Raw genomic sequence first — 16,797 nt, 5'->3', positions numbered from 1 at the left:
TATCCTCTCGTCCGGCATCAAAGCAGCTACTGGATCGTCACCTTGGCGAGGCTGAACAGCGAACCTGTCGGCACCGGTTCGAATCCTGCGATATTCTTCTGCTGTGCCGTGTAGCTGTAGGACGTGTAGAGCCAGATCCAGGGCGACATCTCAGTGATGTGCTTCTCGAAGTCGGCGAAGATCGCTTTGCGCGCTGCCGGGTCGGTCTCGGTGCGGCCCTTCTGCATAAGACTGTCCAGCGTGTCGTCGACATAGTTCGCCACCTTCTGCAGATTGCCCGTCTTGGTCCAGTAGCGGTTGTACATAGTGTAGGGATCGGCCCTGCCGCCGTTCAGCGCGACGGCCATGTCGAAATCGCCCTTCAGCCAGGCGTCGACATAGACGTTGAGCTCCATCATCTTGATGTCGAGCTTGACGCCGATTTCTGCGAGTTGCGACTGGATGACCTGGGCTTCCGCCGCTGCCGTCGGCGGCTCGCCGGTGGCGCCGATCACGGTCGCCGAAAAGCCGTCGGCATACCCGGCTTCGGCCATCAACTGCTTGGCCTTCTCAATGTCGCGCTTATAGCAGAACAACTGCTTCGGATCGGTCGCCAGTGCCGGGATGGTCAGCGGGCCGGTGACCTTGCCTTCGCCGAGCGAGGCGGTGTCCAGCACTTCCTGCCGGTCGATGGCGCAGGAAATCGCCTGACGCACCTTGAGTTCGGTCATCGGCTTGCGGGAGGGATTGAGCTGCAGCACGTGATAGGCAAGCACCGGCACGCGGTTCAACTGCAGGCTGGCTTCCTTGGGCACCAGCGTGGCGACAAGCGGATCGTTGAGCAGGGCAAAATCGATCTGCTTGGTGCGCATCGCCGCCAGGATCGCCGTCTCGTCCGGCAGCACGCTGATATCGATGCCGTCGACGCCGGTCGCGCCGCCTGCCCAGTCCTTGTTGGCGACAAGCACTTCCTTGGAATTCGGATCCCATTTTTCGAGCTTGAACGGACCCGAGCCGATCGTTGTCGTGCCGATCGAGCCAGTCGCGATTTCGCTTGCCGGGACGATCGCCGCGTTGACGTCGCTCATCGCCGTCAGGATCGGCACATCCGGCTGCGAGAGGTGGAACACGACGGTGGCTGGATCGGGCGTGTCGATGCTGGCGATCGAGAGAAAGTTCGCGCGCGCCGCAGCACCCGTCTTCTCGTCGAGTATGCGCTCGAACGATGCCTTGACGTCGGCCGAGGTCACGGCGGCGCCGTTCTGGAATTTTGCTTTCGGATTGAGCTTGAAGCTCAGCTCCTTGCCGCCCGGCGAGAACTGCCATGAATCGGCAATCGCGGGCGTGATTTGCAGGTTTGCGTCGAGCCGCACCAGCGGTTCGTAGATCAGCTCCAGCAGCCGCAGTGAGGAGAATGCCGTCTGCTTGTGCGGATCAAGACCGGTGGCGTCCTGCGACCACGCCATATGCAGCGTCGCCGCACTCGCCTGCACCGGTAGCGCGGCGATGCCAACCATTGCCGCGAGCGTCATGCCGGAAAGCAGTTTCTTGCCAATGTGCCGTACCATTGTCGTCTCCCATTATTGTTAAACCAGATGCCTTGCAGTTCCCCGGACCGCTTCAAAGGGACACACGCCCCGGAACATCGGCCCAGTATCCATGCGGTTTTACACCGTCTTTTCGCCTATCGCCTTGCGCAGGAAACCTCCCGCGTTGGCAAGCGCCTTACGTGCTTCTTCGACACCCATGCCGGTGATCGTCACGAGGATTGCCAGTTTTACATCATTGCCGGTCTGGTCGAGTGCCTGTCGTGCCTGCTGTGCCGCGCAGCCGGTCGTCTGCATCACGATCCTGACCGCCCTTGCGACAAGCTTCTTGTTGCTTGGATTGAGGTCAACCATCAGGTTCTGATAGCTCTTGCCGATGCGGATCATACTGGCGGTGGACAGCATATTGAGCACCAGCTTTTGCGCGGTTCCCGATTTCAGCCGGGTCGAGCCGGTGAGGACCTCCGGGCCAACCACCGGAGAGATGGCAATATCGGCAATGCCGGCAATGGTCGATCGAGGATTGCAGGACAACGCCACGGTGGTGGCTCCCACCTCCTTGGCATAGGTCAGGCCGCCGATGACATAAGGTGTGCGTCCGCTGACAGCGATGCCGACCACCACGTCGTCGGCGGTCAGCTTGATGTCCTGCAGCGCCTTTATTCCCTGTTTCGGATCGTCCTCGGCGCCTTCCGCAGAGTGCACCAGCGCGTCGACGCCGCCGGCGATCAGGCCCACCACCATGTCCTCGGGTACGCCGAAGGTCGGCGGGCATTCCGAGGCGTCAAGGACGCCGAGCCGGCCGCTGGTGCCAGCCCCCATATAGACAAGGCGTGCACCGTCCTGGAACGCGCTCACGATCCGGTCCACGGCCGCAGCAATATCGGGGATGACCTTCTCGACGGCTGCCGCAACGCCTTTGTCCTCGTCATTGATCTTGCGCAGCACCTCGAGGGTCGGCAACAGATCGATATCCATGGTTTTCGGGTTCCGGTCCTCGGAAACCAGCCGCTCCAGCTCCGCCATCAACCCTTGTTCGACCACTTCGCTTACTTTCAAGTGCGACTGCGAGCAGGACTGTGATGCCCACAGCAAGCGGCGTCCAGTGCCTGCACCTGGCCGTCGGCTCCGTACCGGCTGCGCCGGTTCTGTTTCGTTAACTTTTTAGAATTCGATATTCCCTGTGTCAACAGAAAGTAGGAATATTATATTCCTTGCGAGCAAGGCATCACTGGCGGCAGAGGGATTTTCTGGCCAGGATTATGGCTCCCGAAACCGCGTCGCCGTCGGCCGGCTTCAGCCGTCGGCGGACGTCGGGAGCGAGCCATGGCTCAAGCGGGCTGGACAACCCTCCGAGCAGCGTAACCCGCGGCGCGCCTTTTTCGAACAGCACCCGCACGAAGGTGTCGATCTGCTCGGCAGCGCCTTGCACGATCCGCCGACCGGCCGGATCGCCCTGATCGGCATGGCGGATCACCATCGGCGCCAGGGCGGCATAGTCAGTCGCACTGGCGCGGTCCATCCAGGCCACCGCCTCGAACGGATCGTCCTTGAAGCGCTGCATCACCTCGGCCAGCAGCGCCGTCCGCTCATGCCGACTGTCCTGGGCTCGCAAGGCAAGCTGCACTGCCTTCAGTCCGAGATCGGCGCCGCTGCCCTCATCGGAAATCGGAAAACCGTAGCCGCCGACGCGCAGGTCGCGCCCTTCGACAAAGCCGAGCCCGATCGAACCGGTCCCGGCTATGACGATGGCGCCGTCTTGACCCGAATGCGCGCCAAGGCAAGCCGCGACGCCGTCGCTGACGAAGTCGATGCTCGCAAAGGGTTGTTCGATGCCATGAAACGCCTCGAGCGCACCCTTACGGCCGATGCCGGCAACACCGATACCCGCGCGGATCCTGGCGATTTCCGCCGCCGTGAACCCTCCCTCTTCGATCGCCGCGCCAAAGGCTTTGGCAATCGAGGCCCACGCCACCTCTATACCGAGTCGCGTTGTCGCCGGGCCCGACAGGCCTTGCCCGAGCACGGTTCCTGCCTCGTCTTCGATACGCGCCCGGCAGCCGGTTCCGCCGCCATCGACGCCCAGGAAATAATGCGGAGACGCCCCACCGGCACTCATTGCCTTATTCGTTCGATCTGGGCACCGCACAGCCGGAGCTTGCGGTCCAACTGCTCGTACCCGCGGTCGAGATGATAGACGCGATTGATCGTCGTCTCGCCCTCCGACACCAGCGCTGCCAGCACCAGCGAGACGGAGGCGCGCAGGTCGGTCGCCATCACTTGCGCGCCCTTCAGCTTCTCGCCTCCGCGCACCAGCGCCATGGTGCCTTGCAGCTTGATATTGGCGCCGAGCCGCATCAGTTCAGGCACATGCATGAAGCGGTTCTCGAAGATCGTCTCGCGCAACAGCGAAGCGCCCTCGGCACAGCACATCAACGCCATGAACTGCGCCTGGAGATCGGTCGGAAAGCCCGGATATGGCTCCGTCGTCACGTCGACCGCCTTGAGCGGCCCGTCTCTCGACACGATCAGCCCGCGGTCGCCCGGCCATATTTTCACACCGGCTGCTTCGAGCAGCTGGACGATGGATGCCATGTGCTCGAGCCGCGCGTGGGTCAGCTCGAGCTGACCGCCGGTGACGGCCGCTGCGACGGCATAGGTGCCGGCCTCTATCCGGTCCGGGATGATGTCGTGCGTGGCGGCGCGCCAGTCTGTGCTGCCCCCGATCAGGATGCGGTGCGTGCCGGCGCCCTCGATCTGCGCGCCCATGTCGTTCAGGCAGGCGGCAAGATCGGCCACCTCCGGCTCGCGGGCCGCGTTGAGGATCTCGGTCTCGCCGTTTGCCGTCGTCGCCGCCATCATCGCCGTTTCGGTCGCGCCGACCGACGGCGAGCTCAAAACGATGCGCGCGCCTTTCAGTCCGCCCGGCGCAGACGCGACGATCAGTCCGTTTTCGATCGCGATATCGGCGCCAAGTGCGGCAAGTGCGGCGACATGCATGTCGACCGGCCGTGCGCCGATCGCGCAGCCGCCAGGCAGCGAGACCCGGGCATGGCCGAAGCGGGCAAGCAGTGGACCGAGAACCAGCACCGTCGCGCGCATGCGCCTGACGGTATCGTAGCTTGTCTCCCTGGAAGCGGCAGCACTGGTATCGATTGTGGCGGCATGCGCCGATCTGGTGACTTCGGCCCCATGAAGGCCGACGACGCCAAGCATGTTGTCGATATCCGTCACCTCAGGCAGGTTGGTCAGCTGCAGCGGATAGGGGCTGAGCAACGCCGCCGCTATTTGCGGCAAGGCCGCGTTCTTGGCGCCGGAGATCGTCACCGCGCCCTCAAGCCTGTGCCCGCCGACGATCCGCAATTTGTCCATGGCTCTGACCTAATCCCGAGCTGTCGGCGAGTCTACGATCTTTTCATGTCCGAATCGTCGACATGCCCGAAGGCTGGGCCGCAACCGCACCAGTCGAGATTTGATGGTTCATTCTTGGCTGTCAATCAGAGGCGGAATAATTTATTCCTTGGCTTGGCGTTGTCTATGACAGGCAATGGGGGAACGCATGTCCGTCCTGAAGAAGATCGAGGCCAAGCTCGAAGTCATGGCGCCCGGCGACCGCGAGATCGGTCAGTATATCGTCGATAATCCCGACCAGATGCTCCGCCTGTCGACGGCGGCGCTTGCCGCCGAGATCGGCCGCAGCCAGTCGAGCGTCGTCAAGTTCAGGCAGAAGCTCGGCTATTCCAGCTATCAGGAGCTTAAGCTCGCCGTCAGCGAGGCCAAGTCGCAGGAATGGCACGTGCCGGCCGGCATGATCCACGGTTCGATCGAGGTCGGCGACAGCTATCTGGTCATCCTGCGCAAGCTGATCGGCAGCAAGCTCTTGTCGATGCAACAGACCGTCGCGGCCAACACCGAGCAGGAAATCGGCAAGGCCCTCGAAGCGTTGAACGGTGCGCGCCGCATTCATTTGGCCGGCGTCGGCGCATCCTCGCTGGTGGCGCGCGATTTTTCCTACAAGCTGATGAAACTCGGCCGCAACGTGCTGCACGACAGCGACAGCCATGTGCAAATGGCCAATGTCTCGACGCTTGGACGAGGTGACGTGCTGTTCGCGCTCTCCTATTCCGGGGCGAGCATCGAAACCCTGCGGATAGCTGAACTTGCCCGCAAACGTGGCACCACCGTGATCGCCGTCACCGGACTTCGCGACAATCCGCTGAGCCGGGTTGCCGACATTCGCCTCCACACGATCGCCGATGAAGAGCGCGCGCGCTCTTCATCGATAACTGCGCGTGATGCACAACTGACGCTGACCGACCTGCTGTTCATCCTGCTCGTGCAGAAGCAGCCTGACGCCAACGAATACGTCCACAACAGCGAATTGGCCGTCTCGGTGCTGAAGGCTTAGCGGTATTCGCGGCCTGGTGTTAAAGAGTCCCGTTTTTCGACGGAATCCCCGCGGCGTACGGACCTTCAGCGTGAGCACGATCGATACGTCGATACAGTCGCCAAGTGGACTGACTGGGCGTCGCCGAAATGCGGGCAGTCGACTGGAACGCCCAGCTTCAAACAAATATTGACAAGAGCATCTGTTGTTTAGAATATCGTACATTCAGCCTCGAATTTGGCGGGCCAGGTGAGACGATGGACGACATTGGAGCACAGGAACAAGCGGTTCTCGACCTCATTGCGGCGAATCCGTTCGCCGGCCAGCAGGATATTGCAACCGCGCTCGGCATTGCCCGCTCGACGGTTGCGGCCCACATCGTGCAACTCGTCAACAAGGGATACATTCTCGGCCGTGGTTACGTCTTGCCGACGTCAAAGCGCATGGTCTGCGTCGGCGGCGCGGTGCTCGACCGCAAATACCACGCCAAGAAGGATCTGATTTTCGAGACGTCGAACCCGGTCGACGGCTATCGCAGCTTCGGCGGGGTTGCCCGCAACGTCGCCGAAAACCTTGCCCGCCTCGGCGTCGACATAAGCTTCGTCTCGATCGTCGGCGACGATGAAACCGGCCGCTCACTGGTGCGGCATCTGCGCGACCTCGGCGCCGATGTCAGCCAGGTCATCACCACCACGGAACGGCCGACGGCGGAATACGCGGCCATCCTCGACCGCAACAACGACCTCGTGCTCGGCATTGCCGACATGGAGATCTTCGATCTGTTTTCGTCGTCCTATCTCGACCGCTTCTGGCCGCATCTGGCTTCGGCGACATGGGTGTTCATCGACTGCAATCTGCCGGCCGCGACCCTCGCAGCACTGATGTCGCGCAAGCAGGGTGCGCGCTTCAAGCTCGCCGTCGACACGGTATCGGCGCCGAAATCAGCGCGCCTGCCGAAGGACCTGACCGGCATCGATCTTCTGTTCACCAATCATGACGAGGCCAATACGATGCTCGGCATGACGGATGCCGACAGGCGGCTGACGCCGGAGGAAGCAGCGGCAGCGCTGCGCGCGGCCGGCGCCGGCGAGGTGATCGTGACCGTGGGCGCGCATGGATTTGCCGTTGCGACTGAGAGCGGTGTGACGACCATGCACTCCGTCCCGGCCAAGCCCGTCGATATCACCGGCGCCGGTGACGCGATGATCGCCGGCACACTGTACAAGGTGCTTTCGGGTGAGCCGGTCGCTCATGCCGTGCGCACCGGCGCGCTGCTTGCCACACTGACCACCGAGAGCGAAGCCAGCGTCCATCCCGATCTGTCGCCGCGCTTCCTTGCCGCCGGCATGTACCGCATTCCTGCCTGAAAGCGAGATGATATGAAACCTTTCCTTGTCCACCTGAACGATGAAGTCGCTGCTGCGCTTGATGAAGGCCGCGCGGTGGTGGCATTGGAATCGACGATCATCACCCACGGCATGCCCTATCCGGCCAATCTGGAAACTGCCCGTGGTGTCGAGACCGTGGTGCGTGAAAACGGCGCCGTGCCCGCCACGATCGCAGTGGTCGCCGGCAAGATCAAGGTTGGCCTCGACGACGGTGAGCTGGAAGAGCTGGCAGCGGCAAAGGGCGTGGTCAAGGCTTCCGGGCGCGATCTCGCCGCCATCATGGTGCGCGGCGGCTCGGCCGGAACCACCGTCTCGGCGACAATGCGGATCGCCGCGTTAGCCGGGATCGGCATTTTTGCGACCGGCGGCGTGGGCGGCGTGCATCGCGGCGCCGAAGCCACTTTCGATATCTCCGCCGACCTGACCGAACTCGGCCAAACCGGCACGACCGTGGTCTGCGCCGGAGTTAAGTCGATCCTCGATATTGCGAAGACGCTGGAATATCTGGAAACTCAGCGCGTGCCGGTGATCGCCTATGGGAGCGATGATTTTCCGGCTTTCTACACCCGCTCCAGCGGGCTCAAGGCCGATCATCGCCTCGACACGCCCGACGAGATCGCGCGAGCCATGCTGCTGCATGACGAGATGGAATCCGGCACCGGCATTCTCGTCGCCAACCCTATTCCCGAAGCGGACGCGCTCGATCCGGCGTTCATCGACGGCACGATCGCAGCGGCCGTGGCTGAGGCCGAGAAGCGCGGCATCGGGCGCAAGGAACTGACGCCGTTTCTGCTCGCACGCATCAATGAGCTTTCGCAAGGCCGCAGCCTGAAGGCCAACATCGCGCTGGTCCGCAACAACGCCGCGCTTGCTGCCCGCATCGCGGTTGCGCATGCGGAATTGAAGGGCGCGACCAGATAGAGACAGCGCCCGGCCAGCGCTACGCACCTTCGATTTCAGCCCGGCGCGAGGTCGAAGATGCGCCCGGCATTGAGGATGTTGTTCGGGTCGAAGGCTGCTTTCAGGCGCCGCATGGCCGCGATCTCGGCGTCGCTGCGCACAAGGTGCAGCCATTCCTTCTTGTCCAGGCCGATGCCATGCTCGGCCGAGACGCCGCCGCCAGCCGCGGCCACGCGCCGGTAGACGATGTCGTATGCGGCCGCCGGATCCCCGGTGCGAACCTGATAATGCAGATTGCCATCGCCGAGATGGCCGAAGACGTAGATGTCGGCGCCAGGGTCGACGGCCCTGATGACGGCTTCTGTTTCGCCCAGGAAAGTCGCCATTCTCGCCAGTGGGATGCTGATATCGACGCCGATCAGGCCTGCCATCGAAAACAGGAAACGGTTGGCCTCCTCGCGCACCGCCCAGAGCGCCCGGAATTCGCGCGGCGATTGCGAGACGACCACGTCGTCGATCACGCCATCTTCAACCGCCTGCATCAGCACCGCGGCAAAACGTTCGCGGTCGCGGTCGGGCTCGCTGCCCTGTATCTCGGCAAGCACATAGACGGGCGAGCCGACCGGCAGCGGCGCCGGCGCCTCCATGCCGGCGATCATGGCGCCATAGAGCGGTGCGAAATTCACCTCATAGGCCGATAGCAAGGGCCCGAGCTTCCGCCTGAGCAGCGCAAGCAACGTGATCGCCGCGTCCAGCGAAGCAAGCGCGCAGAAGGCATTGATCTCGGTGGCCGGCTTCGGATGCAGCCGCAGGCATGCGCGCGTGACCACGCCGAGCGTGCCTTCGCTGCCGATGAACAATTGGCTGAGGTCGTAGCCGGAGTTGTCCTTCGCCAAACCCTTGAGCGAGGTCAGGATACTGCCGTCGGCAAGCACCGCTTCCAGCCCAAGCACCTGCGCCCGGTACATGCCGTAGCGCAGCACACGGATGCCGCCGGCATTGGTGGCGACATTGCCGCCGACGGTGGCCGTGCCGCGCGCTCCGATGTCGACGCCGAACAGCAAGCCGGCCGCATCGGCGGCTTCCTGCACCGCTTGCAGCGGCGCGCCGGCCTCGGCGATGATGGTCGCCGCCTCGCGGTCGATAGCCTCAACGGAAGTCATGCGCTCCAGCGACAGCACCGCTTCGCCGCGCTGGATGCGCGCCGCGCCCGCAAGACCGGTGCGGCCACCCTGGACGACGAGCCTTTGCCCGACCTCGTTGCACAGGCGCAGAATGTCCGACACCTCGCCGGTCGTGCGTGGACGCAAGACGATCGCCGGCGGCGCGCCGTCCTTGCCGTCGGGGTCTTCCCGGTAGCGTGGTCCGGCCTCCTCAGCCGAGACAATCGCTGACCTGTCCAGCCGCTTTTCCAGCCGCGACAGAAGCTCGGTAATTTTCTGCGACATGTGGCTCAAGGACATGAACGGCCCGGGCGCATCGACGCGGCCGGGAGAGGGAAGGGCGAGGGCTGTGAAAGCGGCCGTGGCTGATTTCTACTGTTCAGCAAATGTGCGGAAAACCCGCCAAGAATACAGCCGGTTGTCTTCGCCATGCGTCGCTCCTGTAACAGGTCGACCATAGGCGCGGCCGGCTATTTGTCAAACCTTTGACCGCAAGCGCTTACCTGCGGGCGGCCCAGTATTCTGGACCGAGGCAAAACGCTCACTCACGCGTCCCAGGCGCCTCAGCCTCGGCGCAAATGAGCTTGATGTCGGCTCCCGCCGCCCAGGCGCCGATATCCTCCCGCCGCAGTGCCGCCGCCATCATGTCCGGAAACAGATCCGGGGTGCAGGCGAAGACCGGAATGCCAAGTGCCGCGAGCCGCGCTTCTCCCCGCCCCGACGCAGTATAGATAGCGGTTTGTGAAGAATTATTATAGCTCTGGCATGGTGAAGATTGGCATGCCTTGGCCCTGTTTTGATGGGCCAGGACATGCCTCAGACGCAAATGGGGTCGACTGTTATTCGGCAGACAGAACGGGCTTTGGTAGCCGGCGGCCTAGGCGGAAGCGTTCAGGCTCTGCCCTTCAGGAACTCGATCACCATTGCCGCGGTCCAGGTGAAGCGATTGCCGCCGAGCGGCTCGCCGCTGAGGGGATCGTAATATTCGGCAAAACCGCTCTCGGCGATCAGCTCGAGACTGGATTGCGTGATGCGTTGTGCGATTTGGCTGTGGCCGGCGGCGGCAAGGCCGTCGGCGATCATGTAGTTGACCACCAGCCAGACCGGGCCGCGCCAGTAGCGCTTTGGGTCGAAGCGCCCATCCTCAGGATCGTGCGACGGGACGATGTAACGCGTTTTGCCGGCGATGCGCTCGATCGTTGCAGCGATGGTCGCTGCCCGGGTTTCCGGGATGGCCGAAAATACCGACAGAATGCCGCCGACCGACGCGCTGTCAACATGCTTTCCGGCCACTCGGTCGAAACAAATGTACTGGCCATGCGCGTCGCTCCACAGCCGTTCCATTGCCGAAAGCCCCTTTTCGGCACGGGCGCGATTGGCTTCTGCGATTTCGGTTTCGCCAAGTGCCTCGGCGAGATCGGCAAGGTCGGCGGCGGAACGGATCAGGATGGCGTTGAAGCCGGGATCGACGACCTGGAATGGCGAGGCATCGTGCAGCCGGGCATTATCCCAGCCAAGCCCGCGGAAATGCTGCAACAGCCAGACATAGCGGTCATACTGTGCCTTGGTTGGACGATGCGCCGGATCGGCGTGCAGGATGTCGCGGCGGGTGTAGGGCTCGACGCCTTCGGTCGGCACGCGCTCGAACGCCTCGTCCCAGTCGATCGAGTTGTCGCGGCCGGACTCCCATGGGTGGATTATGGCGACCAGCCCTTCGCCGTCCGGGTCGCGATTTTCGTAGAACCAGCGGTGCCAGGCGTCGATTTTCGGCAACAGCGCGCGGGCGCGCTCGGCCGCCAGGGTGTTGTCCTTGGCCTGGTCGAACAAGCGGCGCACGGCAAAGCCGGCGACCGCCGGCTGGGTGATGCCGGAGGTGGCAGTCGGGCGATTGGTTCGCCAGACCTCCGGCCCGGGGAAATAGCCGTCGCTCCAGACATGGAAGACGATGTGCGGCACCATGCCGTCTGGCCATTGGTGGGCGAACAGCGTGTCGATCTCGGTCCAGGCGCGCGCCTCGTCATAGTGGGCAAGGCCGAGCGCGGTCAGGCAGGAATCCCAGTTCCACTGAAACGGGTAGAGGCCCTTGGTCGGTATGGTGTAGGTGCCTTGGTCATTTTCCCTGAGCACCTCGACGGCGCGGGCGATGGTTTCGTCGACAGCAAGAGATATCATCGGGGCGTTCGTACTTTCAGAATCGAAGGGGATCAAAGGGCGTTGGTGGTTTCGGGATCGAACCAGCGGATGCGATCAGGTTTGGGCGAAAGCCGCAAGTGATCGCCGACGGCGACCGTGGCATTCGATTCGAGGATGGCGCGGAACAGGCCGCCCTCGACGTCGCAGGTGACCAGCGTGTGCGGTCCGAGCGGCTCGACAACGCGCACGGTGGCGTTAATACCTTCGTTGCCGGCGTCCACATCCTCGGGGCGAATGGCGAATTCTATCGTCTGCTTGTCCGATTTGGGGCCGGGCAGCGTCAGCCCGGCGACGGTCCAACTGCCGTCGGCCGTCTTCGTCGCCGGGATGAAATTCATCGGCGGGTTGCCGATGAAGGAGCCGACGAAGCGGGCCGCCGGATTGCGGTAGACCTCTACCGGCGAGGCGGCCTGGACGATACGGCCCTGATGCATGACGGCGATGCGGTCGGCAAGGCTCATCGCCTCGACCTGGTCGTGGGTAACGTAGATGGTGGTGGTCTTGGACGCCGCGAGCACACCTTTGAGCTCGGCGCGCATTTCGAGCCGCAGCAGCGCGTCTAGGTTGGACAGCGGCTCGTCCATCAAGATCACGTCAGGCTCCATCGCCAGGGCCCGGGCCACAGCCACGCGTTGGCGCTGACCGCCGGAAAGCTGGCCCGAATAGCGCTTCAAAAGCTGTTCGATATGCATGAGCTCGGCGGTGCGGTTGACGCGCCCGTCGACCTCCTGCTGCGGCAGCTTCTTCATGCGCAGGCCGAAGGCGATATTCTCGAATACCGTCAGGTGCGGAAACACGGCGTAATTCTGGAACACCATAGCGATGCCGCGTTCGCGCGGCGGCAGATGGTCTACGCGGCGCCCCCCGATCCAGACTTCGCCCTGGCTTGGCGTTTCCAGGCCGGCGACGATCCTCAGCAGCGTGGTCTTGCCGCAACCTGAGGCGCCGAGCAGCACCATGAATTCCTAGTCGGCGATGGTCAGGTCAATCGAATGCAGCGCGGTGAAGCCGCCGAAACGTTTTGCCACCTGCTTGATGACGATCTCAGCCATCGGCGTTCTCTTTTGTGCGCGTCATCGATTGGCGATCCCCCACATGGCGAACAAATATTTGCGGACGGCAAAAATGAAGATCAGTGCCGGGATAACCAAGGCAGCACCGCCGGTGAATTTGAGGTAGAGCGGCGATTCGCCAAGGCTCTGCAGCAGGAAGGCGGTCAGCGTCCGGTTCTCGATGGTGAGCACGGCGGCGGCAAACACCTCGTTCCAGGAGATGGTGAAGGCAAACACCGCGGACGCCGCGATGCCCGGCAGCGCCAGCGGCAGAATGACTTTTCGGAATGCCTGCAATCTCGTGCAGCCGAGCGTCCAGGCCGCCTCCTCCAGCTCGACGGGAATGCCGGAGAACAGCGAGAAGGTGATCAGCACCGCAAACGGCAGCGCCAGCGTGGTGTGGACCAGCGCCAGCCCGATCGCGGTGTCGTCGAGGCCGGTGCGGATGAACATCACCGCCAGGGGCAGAGCCAGCAGCGGCAGCGGGAAGGCGCGGGTCATCAGCACGAGGAAACGGAACGTTTCCTTGCCTGGGAAATCGAAGCGCGACAGTGCGTAGCCCGCGGGTGCGCCGAAGCCGATCGAGAGGAGCATCGTCAGCGTGGCGACGAGAACGGAGTTCCACAGCGCCTTGGCGACGCCGGCGAAATTGATGAAGAAAGAAAGGCTGCCGAAATCGAATGACGGGAAGAAGCGCTTGGGGAAGGCGGTCACCTCTTCCGGCGACGACAGCGCGTTGACGATCAGCAGATAGATCGGCAGCAGCACCCAGACGCAAAGCAGGATGACCGTTGCGACCAGCAGCCAGTTGCCGGCTTTGCGGGCCGCAGGCGCGGCGATCGACAGCTCCGCGACGGTGCTCATATCCGCGCCTCCTTCGGCACACGCAGCACACGCAGGAAGAACAGTGTGAAACCGATCGAGATGGCGAGGATGAACAGCGCCATGGCGGCGGCGACATTGTGGTCCTGCAGCGTGAACTGCCAATTGTAGGTCTCGCCCATCAGCACCGGCAGATTGGTGCCGCCGAGTGCTGCAACCACGGCAAAGACCTCAAAGGCAAGGATGACGCGCAGGATGATCGCCGTCTGCAGGCTTGGGCGCAGCAGAGGCAGCGTGATCTTGATGAAGCGCTTCCACGGGCTAGCGCCAAAAACCTCCGCCGCCTCGTAGTATTCCCGGGGGATCAGCCCCATGCCGGCGACCAGAATGACCATCATGATGGCGGTCGCGCGCCAGATCTCGGCCAGCGCCACGGCGATGAAGATCGTCAGCTTGCTCTGGTAGCCGAGGAACATGACCGGGCTGTCGATGACGCCGAGATTGGAGAGCAAGGTGTTCAGGAAGCCGGACTGGTCGAAGATGGCGAGCCAGATCAGCCCGGCAGCGAGATCGGAGATGCCGAGCGGAATGGCGAAGATATAAAGCGCGGCGCTGCGTCCGGTTTCGAGCCGCGACACCGCGGTTGCCATCAGCAGTGCCATGACCAACTGAATCGGCACGACGACGACGCTCAGCAGTAGCGTATTGCGGACAGTGACCGGAAACTTCCAGCTGCCCGCCATGGTGCGGAAATTGTCGAGCGTAAAGCCGCCGTCGCGGGTGAACGCCTCGAAGGCGACCAACACGAACGGGTAGAGGAAGAAGACGCAGAGGAACAGCGCCGCCGGTGTCAGCAGCAGATAGGGCAGGGCCTTGCTGTGCATGGAGCGCTCTCTATTCGAAGCTTCAAAAGGGGTGGGCGCCCGGCGCGCTGGAAATCCGGACGCCCGGGAGGATTCTTAATCGACCGGGCAGGCGCCTTGCGAGGGCTTGTCGGGCGCCCAGCACGGCGCCTTCGCCTGTTCGATGATCGCTTTCAGCGCCGTCGCCTGTTCGTCGAGCACGCCGTGCACATCCTCGCCGCCGAGCACGATGCGCTCGAAGCTGTCGGTGTAGATCTGATTGAACTTGCCGCCGAGGCCGCCAAGTCCCATCGGCAGCAGCGCCGGCAACGCATCGGGAGCTCCGGTCATGGTGGCGATCACTGGGCTGAAGGCCTTCACCGAGGCCGGCATGTCGTCGGGCAGCTTGACGTCGACGATCGGGAAGAAGTTTGTCGCCTTCAGCGTCGCGATCTGGGTTTCCGGTTTCAGCATATAGGCGACCAGCGCCTTGGCCTTGTCCATGTCAGGCGAGGTCTTCGGGATAGCGACACCGGCCACCACCGGCATGTAGCCGCGGCCTGCCGGGCCAGCCGGCGCCGGGAAGGCGACAAACTCGTCGGGTTTCTGGTTGAAGGCGTCGGCGAGGCGCGCCACGTGATCGAATGCCACCCAGACTTCGCCGGTCAGCAGCGGCTCCTGCATGAAGGCATAGTTGGTCGAATTCGGGTTGGTGTATTGCCACAATTCCTTGAACTTGTTCCACGCCGTCTCGGCCTCCGCCGAGCGGAACTTCGTCACCATCGAGCCGGTATACGATGGAAGGAGAAAACCCTCGAAGAAACGGTGCTTCAGCCCTTTCGGGCCGGCCGGAAAACCGAATTTGGGCGAACCAGTCTTTTCAGCGATGTTTTTCGCCCACTCGATCAGTTGGTCATAAGTGATGGTGTTGAGATCGGTGCCGGCCGGCAGATATTGCAGCGCCTGTTTGTTGGCCGCCATCAGAAAGGTGGCCTGCATCCATGGCAGGTACTTCTGCTCGCCGGTGCCGAGCATGCCGAGCTTCTTGTAGGTCTCGTTGACCTTGACACCACCGAGATCGACGCCAGAGAGATCGACAAGGTTCGCGCCGACGGTGGAGAAGTCTCCGTGCAGGCCGCCGAGCACGCCTATGGTGCCGGCGCCGGCCTGCAGTTCGGCCTGAAGGCGGGTGAGCCAGGGCCCGTCCTCGGCGACCTGATAGTCGACCTGGCCGTCAAACCCCTTCAGCACTTCGCTGCGCATCTTCTGTGTCTCTTCCACTGGTCGCGCCTGTGTCGACCAGAACAACACCTGCTGGGCTTGTGCTGCGCCGGCAGCAAGCGACAACGCCAGCACCGCACCTGCCAATGTCCTCAACGCATTCATCGTCGTCTTCCTCCCTGGTTGTGCGCCGCTAAGGCGTCAGTTCCGTCCTGCGGGTGCCGGGCCATGACTTGCCCGCGAGACAAGTGTCGGCCGGACCAGCCGCGTCAGTGGCGCGTCCGGCCTGTCGCCGATGACGGTCAGCAGCATCTCGCCGATCTCGCGCGCGCACTGGCGGATCGAGGCGTCGAAAGTGGTCAGCCCCGGCGGCGCATAGGCGGAGGCGGCTATGTTGTCGAAGCCGATCACCGAAAGGTCGCGAGGAATGGCAAGTCCGGCGCGCCCCGCCTCTTCCATCACAGTCAGCGCCAGCTCGTCGAACAGTGCGACAATCGCCGTCGGCCGCTCGGTGGCGTGCAGAAGCCGGTTGATTGCCTGGATGCGGGCACCGCGATCGAAACGCGGCGCCGTCGCCACATCGAGGCTGACAGACGGATCGCCCCGGCGGGCGATCGCGGCGGCGAGCCCGTCCTGCCTGAGATGGCGAAATGTCATCGGCTCGGAAATCGTCACCAGGCCGAAATGGCGGTGTCCGAGATCGTAGAGCATGTCGAAGGCCTCGCCGAATGCGTGCGCGCCATCGGTATCGAGCCAATGGTAGGCAAAGTCGCCGTCGAGCAGCCGGCCATGCGCGACGAACGGGAAATTGCGCTGGCGCAGATAGGCAAGCCGCTCGTCGATCTCGGCGATGCGGGTGACGACGACCCCGTCGGCGCGGCCCGATTCGACGACATGGCGAAGCACGGAAAGTTCCGACTGGCCTTGCGCTGCTGCGGCCAGGATCAGGTCGGAGCCGTGCGAAACCAGCCCTTCGCCGAGCCCTGTGACGAATTCACCGAGGAAGGAGTCAACCAGATTGGGGCCGCGGATCGGAAGCACCATGCCGACAAAGCCGCTGCGGCCGGAGACCAGCGTGCGGGCTGCGGTGTTCGGCACATAGCCGGCCTGATGCGCAGCCTCGGCGACACGTTGGCGCGTTTTCAAGGCGATCTGCACGTGGCCGGCAAGGGCGCGCGAAACGGTGGTAATCGACAGGCCGAGCTGCGCAGCAAGTTCCTTGAGGGTGGTAACGCGGGCCGGCATCGTTTCTCCCGAACGAAGTTTGAAACGTTTGTAATGCGTCCAATCCAAATTGCAAACG

At 63.3% G+C, this 16,797-nt stretch carries 13 protein-coding genes and 1 pseudogene; 3 read left to right on the top strand and 11 right to left on the bottom strand.

The window, feature by feature from the left end; translation table 11 throughout:
• Positions 1–26: 26 nt before the first annotated feature.
• The 4 genes from NKI39_RS04695 to murA form a co-directional block, all read right to left on the bottom strand.
• Complete coding sequence (locus tag NKI39_RS04695) at positions 27–1,547, bottom strand: ABC transporter substrate-binding protein (protein ID WP_352502986.1); 1,521 nt, start codon at positions 1,545–1,547, stop codon at positions 27–29.
• A gap of 99 nt (positions 1,548–1,646) precedes the next feature.
• The gene (gene murQ, locus NKI39_RS04690) at positions 1,647–2,570 is read right to left on the bottom strand and encodes an N-acetylmuramic acid 6-phosphate etherase (RefSeq protein ID WP_352830940.1); all 924 of its coding nucleotides are present in this window, start codon (positions 2,568–2,570) and stop codon (positions 1,647–1,649) included.
• Positions 2,571–2,754: 184 nt separating this feature from the next.
• Positions 2,755–3,645, bottom strand: a complete 891-nt coding sequence (locus tag NKI39_RS04685; protein ID WP_352830851.1) for a glucosamine kinase nucleotide-binding domain-containing protein — start codon at positions 3,643–3,645, stop codon at positions 2,755–2,757.
• A complete protein-coding gene (gene murA, locus NKI39_RS04680; RefSeq protein WP_352830849.1) occupies positions 3,642–4,898 on the bottom strand; it encodes a UDP-N-acetylglucosamine 1-carboxyvinyltransferase in 1,257 nt (418 codons plus the stop codon). Before murA ends, NKI39_RS04685 begins: the two co-directional genes overlap by 4 nt.
• A 187-nt stretch (positions 4,899–5,085) precedes the next feature.
• Between murA and NKI39_RS04675 the strand changes: the two genes are divergently transcribed.
• The 3 genes from NKI39_RS04675 (at position 5,086) to NKI39_RS04665 (ending at position 8,222) form a co-directional block, all read left to right on the top strand.
• Positions 5,086–5,934: a MurR/RpiR family transcriptional regulator gene (locus NKI39_RS04675; protein WP_352830847.1), complete on the top strand. Its 849-nt coding sequence runs from the start codon at positions 5,086–5,088 to the stop codon at positions 5,932–5,934.
• Between the two features lie 236 nt (positions 5,935–6,170).
• A complete protein-coding gene (locus NKI39_RS04670) occupies positions 6,171–7,280 on the top strand; it encodes a carbohydrate kinase (protein ID WP_352542242.1) in 1,110 nt (369 codons plus the stop codon).
• A 12-nt stretch (positions 7,281–7,292) separates the two neighbouring features.
• Positions 7,293–8,222: a pseudouridine-5'-phosphate glycosidase gene (locus NKI39_RS04665; protein WP_352830845.1), complete on the top strand. Its 930-nt coding sequence runs from the start codon at positions 7,293–7,295 to the stop codon at positions 8,220–8,222.
• 35 nt (positions 8,223–8,257) lie between these two features.
• On the opposite strand, the gene NKI39_RS04660 is transcribed toward NKI39_RS04665, so the two are convergent.
• The 7 genes and pseudogenes from NKI39_RS04660 to NKI39_RS04630 all read right to left on the bottom strand — a co-directional run bounded on the left by NKI39_RS04660 (position 8,258) and on the right by NKI39_RS04630 (position 16,739).
• On the bottom strand, positions 8,258–9,649 hold the full coding sequence (locus NKI39_RS04660; RefSeq protein WP_352502991.1) for an FAD-binding oxidoreductase: 1,392 nt from the start codon (positions 9,647–9,649) through the stop codon (positions 8,258–8,260).
• Positions 9,650–10,255: 606 nt separating this feature from the next.
• The gene (locus NKI39_RS04655; protein WP_352830843.1) at positions 10,256–11,536 is read right to left on the bottom strand and encodes an amylo-alpha-1,6-glucosidase; all 1,281 of its coding nucleotides are present in this window, start codon (positions 11,534–11,536) and stop codon (positions 10,256–10,258) included.
• A 32-nt stretch (positions 11,537–11,568) separates the two neighbouring features.
• A pseudogene (locus tag NKI39_RS04650) lies at positions 11,569–12,609 on the bottom strand (ABC transporter ATP-binding protein).
• A 21-nt stretch (positions 12,610–12,630) separates the two neighbouring features.
• Positions 12,631–13,473: a carbohydrate ABC transporter permease gene (locus NKI39_RS04645; protein WP_352502993.1), complete on the bottom strand. Its 843-nt coding sequence runs from the start codon at positions 13,471–13,473 to the stop codon at positions 12,631–12,633.
• Positions 13,470–14,315, bottom strand: coding sequence for a carbohydrate ABC transporter permease (locus NKI39_RS04640; RefSeq protein ID WP_352542237.1), 846 nt, complete (start codon positions 14,313–14,315; stop codon positions 13,470–13,472). The genes NKI39_RS04645 and NKI39_RS04640 overlap by 4 nt, the downstream gene beginning before the upstream one ends.
• A 75-nt stretch (positions 14,316–14,390) precedes the next feature.
• Positions 14,391–15,659: an ABC transporter substrate-binding protein gene (locus NKI39_RS04635; RefSeq protein WP_352502994.1), complete on the bottom strand. Its 1,269-nt coding sequence runs from the start codon at positions 15,657–15,659 to the stop codon at positions 14,391–14,393.
• 36 nt (positions 15,660–15,695) lie between these two features.
• The gene (locus NKI39_RS04630; RefSeq protein ID WP_352542235.1) at positions 15,696–16,739 is read right to left on the bottom strand and encodes a substrate-binding domain-containing protein; all 1,044 of its coding nucleotides are present in this window, start codon (positions 16,737–16,739) and stop codon (positions 15,696–15,698) included.
• Positions 16,740–16,797: the final 58 nt, after the last annotated feature.

Source organism: Mesorhizobium sp. M0664 (assembly GCF_040320565.1).
In the GTDB taxonomy this organism is placed as follows: domain Bacteria; phylum Pseudomonadota; class Alphaproteobacteria; order Rhizobiales; family Rhizobiaceae; genus Mesorhizobium.
Note: the sequence above shows the minus strand (reverse complement) of the source record. Positions and strands in the feature narration are given on the sequence as shown.

What these genes read in the sequence shown, in the direction of transcription:
- NKI39_RS04695 (WP_352502986.1), bottom strand. Translation starts at nt 1,547, where the DNA reads ATGGTACGGCACATTGGCAAGAAACTGCTTTCCGGCATGACGCTCGCG.
- NKI39_RS04685 (WP_352830851.1), bottom strand. Translation starts at nt 3,645, where the DNA reads ATGAGTGCCGGTGGGGCGTCTCCGCATTATTTCCTGGGCGTCGATGGC.
- murA (WP_352830849.1), bottom strand. Translation starts at nt 4,898, where the DNA reads ATGGACAAATTGCGGATCGTCGGCGGGCACAGGCTTGAGGGCGCGGTG.
- NKI39_RS04675 (WP_352830847.1), top strand. Translation starts at nt 5,086, where the DNA reads ATGTCCGTCCTGAAGAAGATCGAGGCCAAGCTCGAAGTCATGGCGCCC.
- NKI39_RS04670 (WP_352542242.1), top strand. Translation starts at nt 6,171, where the DNA reads ATGGACGACATTGGAGCACAGGAACAAGCGGTTCTCGACCTCATTGCG.
- NKI39_RS04665 (WP_352830845.1), top strand. Translation starts at nt 7,293, where the DNA reads ATGAAACCTTTCCTTGTCCACCTGAACGATGAAGTCGCTGCTGCGCTT.
- NKI39_RS04660 (WP_352502991.1), bottom strand. Translation starts at nt 9,649, where the DNA reads ATGTCGCAGAAAATTACCGAGCTTCTGTCGCGGCTGGAAAAGCGGCTG.
- NKI39_RS04655 (WP_352830843.1), bottom strand. Translation starts at nt 11,536, where the DNA reads ATGATATCTCTTGCTGTCGACGAAACCATCGCCCGCGCCGTCGAGGTG.
- NKI39_RS04645 (WP_352502993.1), bottom strand. Translation starts at nt 13,473, where the DNA reads ATGAGCACCGTCGCGGAGCTGTCGATCGCCGCGCCTGCGGCCCGCAAA.
- NKI39_RS04640 (WP_352542237.1), bottom strand. Translation starts at nt 14,315, where the DNA reads ATGCACAGCAAGGCCCTGCCCTATCTGCTGCTGACACCGGCGGCGCTG.
- NKI39_RS04635 (WP_352502994.1), bottom strand. Translation starts at nt 15,659, where the DNA reads ATGAATGCGTTGAGGACATTGGCAGGTGCGGTGCTGGCGTTGTCGCTT.
- NKI39_RS04630 (WP_352542235.1), bottom strand. Translation starts at nt 16,739, where the DNA reads ATGCCGGCCCGCGTTACCACCCTCAAGGAACTTGCTGCGCAGCTCGGC.